Source organism: Haloarcula amylolytica JCM 13557, from assembly GCF_000336615.1.
Classification (GTDB): domain Archaea; phylum Halobacteriota; class Halobacteria; order Halobacteriales; family Haloarculaceae; genus Haloarcula; species Haloarcula amylolytica.
Map to the genome: position 1 here is coordinate 401798 of NZ_AOLW01000035.1, position 8829 is coordinate 410626.

The window sequence follows — 8829 nt, forward strand, 5'->3', positions numbered from 1 at the left end:
TGACTGCCAGTGCAGACCGACTACAGCTTGACGAGAACTTTGATCGCTTCACGCTCGTCCATCGCCCGATACCCCTCGGGAACGCCGTCGAGGTCGACGGTTTTCGTGAAGATCGGCGACGGGTCGAGTGTGCCCTGCAGCACATCGGCCAGCAGTTCGTCGGCGTAGGCACGAACCGGTGCGACGCCGCCGTTGAGCGCGATGTTGTCGCCGAACAGCGAGAACACATCCAGTCCGGAGTCGTCGACGCCGTGCGGGACACCGACGTAGCCGACGGTCCCGCCCGGCCGACAGACGTCGATGGCGGTCTCCATCGCCGAGGCCGCACCGACACATTCCAGGACGTGGTTCGCGCCGCCGTTGGTCAGGTCGTCTGCCGCGTCCACGGCGTCCTGACCACGGGCGGCGATGGTCTCGGTCGCGCCGAACGACTCCGCGAGTTCGAGACGGTCCTCGTGGTGGCCCATCGCGATAATCCGCTCCGCTCCGAGACGGCGGGCCGCGAGTACGCCACACAGTCCGACAGCGCCGTCGCCGACCACGATACAGGTGTCTCCCTCGCTGACGCCGGCGCTGACTGCCGCGTGGTGACCGGTCCCCATCACGTCCGTCAGCGGGAGAATCGCTTCCAGTGTGTCCTCGTCGTCGGCGTGGCGGTCGGGAACGCGGACGAGCGTCCCGTCGGCTTCCGTCGCTCTGACGTACTCGCCCTGGCCGCCGCCGTTGTCGCCGCCCCAGGAGTCGCCGTTGACACAGGACGTGTGCAGTCCCTTCCGGCAGAACTCGCACCGACCACAGCTGATGACGAACGGGGCGAACACCCGGTCGCCGGGTTCGACTGAGCGTACGTCGTCGCCGACTTCCTCGACGATACCCATCGGTTCGTGGCCGACGCGGGACCCTTCCTCTCGGTCGCTCTGACCGCGATAGAACCACAGGTCGGAGCCACAGACGGCGGTATGGGTCACGCGGACAATCGCGTCGGTTGGCGATTCGATCTCCGGCCGGGGAACTTCTTCGACGGTGATCTCGCCGGGGCCACGGTAGATGGCTGCGCGCATGCGTTTGCTTCGGCTCGGCTGTGGAAAACCGTTCCCATGCCACTTCGGTACGTCACCTTCGCTGATCGTATTGGATGACAACAATTACCAGTGGTGAGACAGAACTAGATGGCATGACGGATGTTCTCGTCGTCGGCGGCGGCCCCGCCGGCTTGAGTGCGGCACTGTTCACACAGAAAAACGGCCTTGAAACGACAGTCTTCGACACCGACGGAACCTGGATGCACAAAGCGCACCTGTTCAACTATCTCGGGGTGGGCTCCCAGGACGGGTCCGCGTTCATGGAGACTGCTCGTACACAAGTCGATAGCTTCGGCGTCGACCGAAAGCAGGGCACAGAGGTGACCGACGTGGGGCAAACCGACGCCGGATTCGAGGTTACGACCGAGGACGACACGCATGAAGCACCCTATCTCGTCCTTGCGACCGGGGCTAACCGCGACCTCGCTGAGACGCTGGGCTGTGACATGACTGCTGAAGACGTCGTCGACGTGGACGTGACGATGGAGACGAGTGTCGACGACGCCTACGCGACGGGTGGTATGGTCCGAGCCGAGGAGTGGCAAGCCGTCATCTCCGCCGGCGACGGCGCGGCGGCGGCCCTGAACATTCTCACGAAGGAGAAAGGGGAGCACTTCCACGACTTCGATACGCCCGCCGACGCGGACGCGCTGTTCGGTCCCGGGGAGTAGGCCCCGAAGCGACTCCGGACGGGTCTATCTCATTGCTAACCACTGAACACCGTGTTACTGGTCACTGCCCGGCGAATACGGACTGCATTCGACGGTAGGCAAACCCGGGCCGGATGAGGCTAAGCAAGTGCGTAATTTGTGGCACCGCCGCCTTTACCACGTTACTGCAGTCGGTTTGGGGTTCTGAAACCGACCGACAGCATTATCGACTGATTCACTATGGCATCACAGAGCCATGTGTTCTCTGTGAAGGAGTTCGAGTTCAACATCAGGTTCACTGCGGGTGCCGACCCGGTAATGGACCTGTTTCACGAGTACCCTACGCTACGACTCCGGAACGCCACATGTACCGTGACCGAAAACGCCATGTGGCGTATCGACCACGTCGACGGTCCCGCTGAATCCATCTCCGCGTTCGATGAGGTGTTTCTCGACGACGAAGGCTGTAACGAGTGTCTCGACGAGCACCGCTGTTCTGGGACGCGGGAGTACCAGGTTCTCGACCGCCGACCGACCGCCAGAACGGTATATACGTACCACGCAGACACTGACCGGTGTCGTGCAGTACCCACTATCGTCACCGACCACATCGGGGATGGTGTCGTCTTCGAATCGGAACGCACCGGCAGTACGTATCGGTGGCGGGTGTTGTCGCCGGTCGAGGCGTCGCTCGATCCGCTGTTCGATCATCTCGAATCAACACTCCGAACTGGGGTACAGCTCGATGTCGACCACCTAGGAGGCGCTGAACCATGGCGAGACAAGACACAGCCCGTGTTCCCACAGTGACTGTGCAGGGTCCACGGCTGTGCGTATTCGTTGTAATAGGGTGTAAACACGAGTCGATTAAATACGACGCCGCTAAACCTGACGCCGAAATCAGTGGACCGACCGCTCGTCGCTTTCGTCGATGGCTTCAATCGGATCGGCGTTGCCAAACGATGGCTCCGGACCGTCCCCGGCCGCGGCCCACTCGCAGGCATTGGCGAGGACTTGCTGGATCGCTTCGTTGTGGTAAATCGGATAGGTCTCGTGGCCCGGCCGGAAATAGAAGATTCGGCCCGCCCCGCGGCGGTAGCAACACCCTGAACGGAATACCTCACCGCCCTCGAACCAAGAGTTGAACACGAGCGTCTCCGGTGCCGGAATGTCGAACCGTTCCCCGTACATCTCGGTCTCCGGGAGTTCGATGTACTCGTCGACGCCGTCGGCGATGGGGTGACCGGGCTCAACGACCCACAACCGCTCGGTTTCGGCGGCTTCACGCCATTTCAGACTGCAGGTCGTCCCCATCAGTTCGCGGAAGATCTTCGAGTAGTGGCCCGAGTGGAGGACGATGAGCCCCATGCCATCGAGAACCCGTTCTTTCACTCGGGTGACCACCTCGTCGTCGACCTGGTCGTGGGCGGCGTGGCCCCACCAGGTCAGAACGTCCGTTTCTGCCAGTACGTCCTCGGTAAGCCCGTGTTCGGGCTCCTGCAGCGTCGCGGTCTCCGTGTCGAATCCGCGCTCCGCAAGGGCTGTGGCGATAGCGCCGTGAATCCCGTCGGGGTACAGGTCCGCGACCGCTTCGTGTTCCTGCTCGTGGACGTATTCGTTCCAGACTGTAACGCGTGTCATACTCGTGGTTTCCACCTCCGCCGTAACGGCGTTGGCCAAGCGGCAATCCGTACGACTGGCGGACGCGATACGTTTTCGTCTTTACCGGGTATTCCCTGGGAGACTCCTCCAACACATCCATCTGGCTTAGATACTGTCTTGTGTCGGCCAGCGCCGAGTGTCAGGTTCACCTTCTATCGCGCGCCAGCGTCGTCCCAGCGATGGGACGACACCCTCGATTTTGAACCCCGGTACGGTCCGTTTTCCAACTGCGTCCACAGGACTGTGAATAACGCCCTGAAACCACCAGATACAGACGACTGTAAGGGGCTCGCGTGAGAGTACAGTCGAGTGAAATCGGGGCGTAAAGCACCGTTATACCGGATACACACGACTGTACCGCATTTCGGCCGCTCGTACAGAATAAGGCCTGTTTTTTTGACCATCAGCGCTTCTCGCGTCCGTTCCGGCGCTATTCTGGGTAGACGATAATGTAAACAGTAGATAAGTATAAATACTCCCTGCCAGACGACGTGACTGATGCACCCTACCAGAAACCGCTGTATCGGAAGGTTTCGACCGATAGAGACCTGTACCGAGGTGTTTCAGAAATGAGAGCGCGATACTGTTTCCCGGGGCACGTAGCTGGTGACAGTGGCGGCACGTCTCCGGACGAACGGATTCCGGTGGTGAGAACCCATGTCTGAGCACACGCTGGTGCTCCTGGCACTGCTGCCGCTGGCGACGATTGCGGTGTTGATGGTCGGGCTGTACCAGCCTGCGACACGGACAATGCCCATCGCATGGGCGGTTGCGGCTATCGCGGCCTTCGTGGGCTGGCAGATGTCCCCTACGCTGATCGCCGCCGCGTCGATACGCGGTGCGCTGACAGCGACCAGAATCCTGGTCATCGTCTTCGGGGCGATACTCCTGCTGTACACGCTGAAACAGTCCGGCGCGTTCGAGGTTATCAACGCCGGGTTCTCCTCGATCAGCGACGACCGGCGCGTGCAGGTCATCCTGCTCGTTTTCCTCATGGGGTCGTTCATCGAGGGCGCGGCCGGCTTCGGGACGCCCGCGGCCATCGTCGGCCCGCTGCTGGTCGGCCTGGGCTTCCCGCCGCTGGCCGCGGTGGTCGTCGCGCTTACGGGAAACATCCTCGCAATCACGTTCGGGGCAGTCGGAACGCCGCTGATAATCGGACTGCGTGACGTGGTCTTCGCAGAAGGGACCGGCGCATCACAGCAGGTGCTTCAGCAGGGCGGCTTCGAGAGCGTCGGCGCGTACGTCGCCCAGATCGGTGTGTGGGCGGCGCTCATCCACGCTATCGTCGGCATCGCTATCCCGTTCATCGGCGTGGCGATGATGACGCGCTTCTTCGGCGAGGAGCGGTCGATCAAGCCCGCGCTCGAAGTCCTGCCGCTGTGCCTCTTCGCGTGGGCTTCCTTCGCAATACCCTACGTCGCGACCGCGTACTTCCTCGGTCCGACCTTCCCAGCACTGCTGGGTGCGATGGTCGGTCTGCTCGTGGTCACGACCACGCTACGGGCCGGCTACTTCCTCCCCGACGAGGAATGGGACTTCGGCCCGCAGGAGCAGTGGCCGGACCACTGGATCGGCAGTATCGAGCCCGGAGAGGGCGTCGGCACCACGACGGGTGACAGTCGAGAGGGAACCGTCGCGGCCGACGGCGGCACGGCAACGTTTGAAGAGTCCCACTCGCAGGACATGTCGCTGGGCATGGCCTGGCTACCGTACCTCCTCGTCGCCGCGTTGCTCGTCGTGACCCGCGTCGTCAGCCCGGTTCAGGAGTTCCTGTCGACGAACGGCGTTCTCCTGTGGAGTAACATCCTCGGCACGCCGTTCTCGGAGGGCGTCGAGATGTTCTACCTCCCGGGGAGCCTCTTCGTCCTCGTCGCCGTGATCACGTACGCGCTCCACGGGATGGACGCTGACGGAATCAAGGCTTCGTGGAGCGAGGCGCTCCGGAACATCGCGCCGGCTGTCGTCGCGCTGTGGTTCGCCGTCGCGACGGTCATGATCATGCAGCGGACCGGCAGTGCCGTCGTGCTGGAGGCCGCGCCGATCAACTCCGGAATGCTCGGACTGCTGTCGGAAATCACCGCGAATGCGACCGGCCAGATGTTCCCGTTCTTCTCGGGCTTCATCGGTGCGTTCGGCGCGTTCATCGCCGGCTCGAACACGGTCAGCGACATCCTGTTCGGGCTATTCCAGTTCCAGGCCGCCCAGCAGATCGGTGCGCCGACCCAGATCGTGGTCGCCGCACAGGCGGTCGGTGGCGCAATCGGTAACCTCATCGCGATTCACAACGTGGTCGCCGCCCTCACGGTGGTCGGCCTCATCGGCGAGGAGGGACGCGTCATCCGTCTCGAACTGATACCGGTGCTGTACTACGGTGTGTTCACGGGCATACTGACGCTCATCCTGGCGTACGTCGTGGCACCGGCCGCGTTCTAACTCGTCTCACTCCCCACTTTCCTACTCATGGCATACGACTCCCGACCCCCCGAACAGCGTGACCCGGCGACAGTCCCGAGCGCGAACTACGATTACCAGGACGACAGCGTCAACCGGCCGGACCTCGTAGCGGCCCTGGAGCGCCGCGTAGACGGCGACGTGCGCTTCGACACGTACACCCGTGAGCTGTTCGCGACCGACGCGAGCGCCTACGAACAGCTCCCCATCGGCGTCGTCTCGCCGGTCTCGACCGACGACGTGGTCGCGGTGATGGAGTACTGCGCCGAGGAAGAGATTCCGGTACTCCCGCGGGGCGGCGGGACCAGCCTCGCCGGGCAGGCCGTCAACGAGGCGGTCGTCCTCGATTTCAAGCGGCACATGGACCAGACGCTGTCGGTCGACCCAGAGGCCAGGCGGGCCCGCGCACAGGCCGGTATCACCATCGCCCGTCTCAACGACCGGCTGGAACCCCACGGCCTGAAGTTCGCGCCGGACCCTGCCTGGGGAGACAAGAGCGTCCTCGGCGGTGCAATCGGGAACAACACGACCGGCGCACACTCGCTGAAATACGGCAAGACGGACGCCTACATCGAGGAGTGTGAAGTCGTTCTTTCCGACGGCACCCAGACGACTTTCGGCTGGGTCGATGTCGACGACCTCGAAGCGCGAGCGGCCAAGGCCGGCCCGGACGCCGACCTCGAAACCCGGATCTACGCCGAAGTCGCCAAGATCCTTGCAGAAGACGCCGCCGAGATCGACGACAAATATCCGGCGCTCAAACGCAACGTCTCCGGGTACAATCTGGACGAACTGGTCGACAGCGCCAGGGAGCGCGGCGAGGTCAACCTCGCCCGACTGCTCGCCGGGAGCGAAGGGACGCTAGCGGTCGTGACCGAGGCGACGGTCTCGCTCGAACCCGTTCCCGACGCCACGGCCGTCGCCATGCTGACCTACGACGACATCCTGTCGGCGATGCGGGACGTCGCCCCGATTCTCGACCACGACCCCTCGGCCGTCGAGGTGATGGACGACGTGCTTCTGGACCTCGCCGCCGAAACGCCGGAGTTCGCCGACGTCGTCGGCATGCTCCCCGAGGAGACGGATTCGACGCTGCTCGTCGAGTTCTACGCTGACTCGGCCAACGACGGTGCTCAGAAGGTCGCCGACCTGCTCGCCGACCGGCTTCCGGGCTACAACGCACGGGAATCGCCGCGTGACGGGGCGGCTTCCGTCACTGATGCCCCCGTCCACGCCGTCGATGCGCTGGAGGCCTACGACGCGGACCGGCAGGCGAAGTTCTGGAAGATGCGCAAGGCCGGGCTGCCGATCCTCCTGTCGCGGACGGGCGACGACAAGCACTGGCCGTTCGTCGAAGACACGGCCATCCCGGCCGAGAACCTCCCGGAGTACGTCGCCGACATCCGGGAGCTGTTCGACGAACACGACACGTTCGCCTCCTACTACGCCCACGCCGGCCCCGGCGTGTTGCACATCCGGCCGCTGTTGAACCTGAAATCCGGGGACGGCATCGAAACGATGGAAGCCATCTCTGACGCTATCACGGACCTCGTCGTCCAGTACGACGGGTCGGTGTCGGGCGAACACGGCGACGGTCGCGCCCGTACCCAGTGGAACCGCAAACTCTACGGCGACGACCTCTGGGAGACGTTCCGGGATCTGAAGACGGCCTTTGATCCAGATTGGCGGCTGAACCCGGGCAACATCTGTGGCGACCACGACCCGGCCGAAAACCTCCGGTACGACCCGGACTACGAGTTCGACGCGGGCTTCGAGCCCACGCTCGACTGGGACAACGAGAACGGGTTCCAGGGGATGATCGAACTCTGTCACGGCTGTGCGGGCTGTACCGGCCACCAGGAGACCGCCGGCGGCGTCATGTGTCCGACCTACCGCGCCGCCGAGGAGGAGATCACCAGCACGCGCGGCCGGGCCAACATGCTCCGGTCGGCGATGGACGGTGACCTCCCCGACGATCCCACCGACGAGGAGTTCGTCACTGAGGTCCTCGACCTCTGTATCGGCTGCAAGGGCTGCAAGAAGGACTGCCCGAGCGGCGTCGACATGGCGAAGCTCAAGGCCGAAGTTGTCCACGAGCACCACCAGCGGGAGGGCATCTCGTTGCGAGACCGACTGTTCGCCAACGTCGAGACGGTGCTCTCGCTCGGGAGCACGTTCGCTCCGGTGTCGAACTGGCTGATGGACCTGCCGGGCTCGGGACTCCTCATGGAGCAAACGGTCGGCATTACGGAGGAGCGGACGCTGCCCGCCTTCCACCGGACTACGTTCCGGGACTGGTGGGCCGACCGCGGCGGCGCGCTTGTCGCGGCGAGCAGAGCCGACCGGAAGGCGCTCTTGCTCGCCGACCCGTACACGAACTACAGCCACCCCGATGTCGGGAAAGCGGCCGTACAAGTGCTGGAATCGGCTGGCGTCCACGTAGTTGTGCCTGACGGTGTGACCGATAGCGGCCGTCCCGCGTTCTCCAAGAGTATGCTGGACCACGCTCGCGAGACGGCACGGGCGAACGTGGACGCGCTCGCACCGCGAATCCGCGACGGCTGGGACGTGGTCACCATCGAACCGTCCGACGCGGTGATGTATCAGGTCGACTACCGGGACCTCCTTTCCGGTGACGACGTCGACATCGTCGCGGAGAACGCGTACGGCGTCTGCGAGTACCTCGACACGTACCGGCTGGGGGAGCGTCTCTCCTTCGACGAATCGGGCGATCCGCTGGCGTACCACGGCCACTGCCACCAGAAGGCGACCAAGAAGGACCACCATGCCGTCGGCCTTCTCCGCCGTGCCGGCTACACTGTCGACCCGCTTGATTCGGGGTGTTGCGGGATGGCAGGGAGTTTCGGCTACGAGGCCGAACACTACTCAATGACTCAGCTTTGCACGTTGAAGTGGTAGCGTGACGTAGGCGTTGACAAAGAAGGATGATGCCGATCACGGACTTCCTTTCGTGTACGCGC

Annotated in this window: 6 protein-coding genes; 4 read left to right on the forward strand and 2 right to left on the reverse strand. The window is 63.7% G+C overall.

The window, feature by feature from the left end; all coding sequences use genetic code 11:
• Nucleotides 1-20: 20 nt before the first annotated feature.
• The gene (locus C442_RS15710; protein ID WP_008312124.1) at nucleotides 21-1061 is read right to left on the reverse strand and encodes a zinc-dependent alcohol dehydrogenase family protein; all 1041 of its coding nucleotides are present in this window, start codon (nucleotides 1059-1061) and stop codon (nucleotides 21-23) included.
• Nucleotides 1062-1174: 113 nt separating this feature from the next.
• Here C442_RS15710 and C442_RS15715 point away from each other — a divergent pair, with 113 nt between their 5' ends.
• Nucleotides 1175-1753, forward strand: a complete 579-nt coding sequence (locus C442_RS15715) for an FAD-dependent oxidoreductase (RefSeq protein ID WP_008312127.1) — start codon at nucleotides 1175-1177, stop codon at nucleotides 1751-1753.
• 219 nt (nucleotides 1754-1972) lie between these two features.
• Nucleotides 1973-2542, forward strand: a complete 570-nt coding sequence (locus C442_RS15720) for a hypothetical protein (RefSeq protein ID WP_008312129.1) — start codon at nucleotides 1973-1975, stop codon at nucleotides 2540-2542.
• A 90-nt stretch (nucleotides 2543-2632) separates the two neighbouring features.
• Here the strand turns inward: C442_RS15720 and C442_RS15725 are convergent, their stop codons facing one another.
• Complete coding sequence (locus C442_RS15725; protein WP_049943036.1) at nucleotides 2633-3373, reverse strand: ThuA domain-containing protein; 741 nt, start codon at nucleotides 3371-3373, stop codon at nucleotides 2633-2635.
• 678 nt (nucleotides 3374-4051) lie between these two features.
• On the opposite strand from C442_RS15725, the gene C442_RS15730 reads away from it, so the two are divergent.
• Nucleotides 4052-5830: an L-lactate permease gene (locus C442_RS15730; protein ID WP_008312133.1), complete on the forward strand. Its 1779-nt coding sequence runs from the start codon at nucleotides 4052-4054 to the stop codon at nucleotides 5828-5830.
• Nucleotides 5831-5857: 27 nt separating this feature from the next.
• On the forward strand, nucleotides 5858-8767 hold the full coding sequence (locus tag C442_RS15735; RefSeq protein WP_008312134.1) for an FAD-binding and (Fe-S)-binding domain-containing protein: 2910 nt from the start codon (nucleotides 5858-5860) through the stop codon (nucleotides 8765-8767).
• The last annotated feature ends 62 nt before the right edge of the window (nucleotides 8768-8829 follow it).

What these genes read in the sequence shown, in the direction of transcription:
- C442_RS15710 (WP_008312124.1), bottom strand. Translation starts at nt 1,061, where the DNA reads ATGCGCGCAGCCATCTACCGTGGCCCCGGCGAGATCACCGTCGAAGAA.
- C442_RS15715 (WP_008312127.1), top strand. Translation starts at nt 1,175, where the DNA reads ATGACGGATGTTCTCGTCGTCGGCGGCGGCCCCGCCGGCTTGAGTGCG.
- C442_RS15720 (WP_008312129.1), top strand. Translation starts at nt 1,973, where the DNA reads ATGGCATCACAGAGCCATGTGTTCTCTGTGAAGGAGTTCGAGTTCAAC.
- C442_RS15725 (WP_049943036.1), bottom strand. Translation starts at nt 3,373, where the DNA reads ATGACACGCGTTACAGTCTGGAACGAATACGTCCACGAGCAGGAACAC.
- C442_RS15730 (WP_008312133.1), top strand. Translation starts at nt 4,052, where the DNA reads ATGTCTGAGCACACGCTGGTGCTCCTGGCACTGCTGCCGCTGGCGACG.
- C442_RS15735 (WP_008312134.1), top strand. Translation starts at nt 5,858, where the DNA reads ATGGCATACGACTCCCGACCCCCCGAACAGCGTGACCCGGCGACAGTC.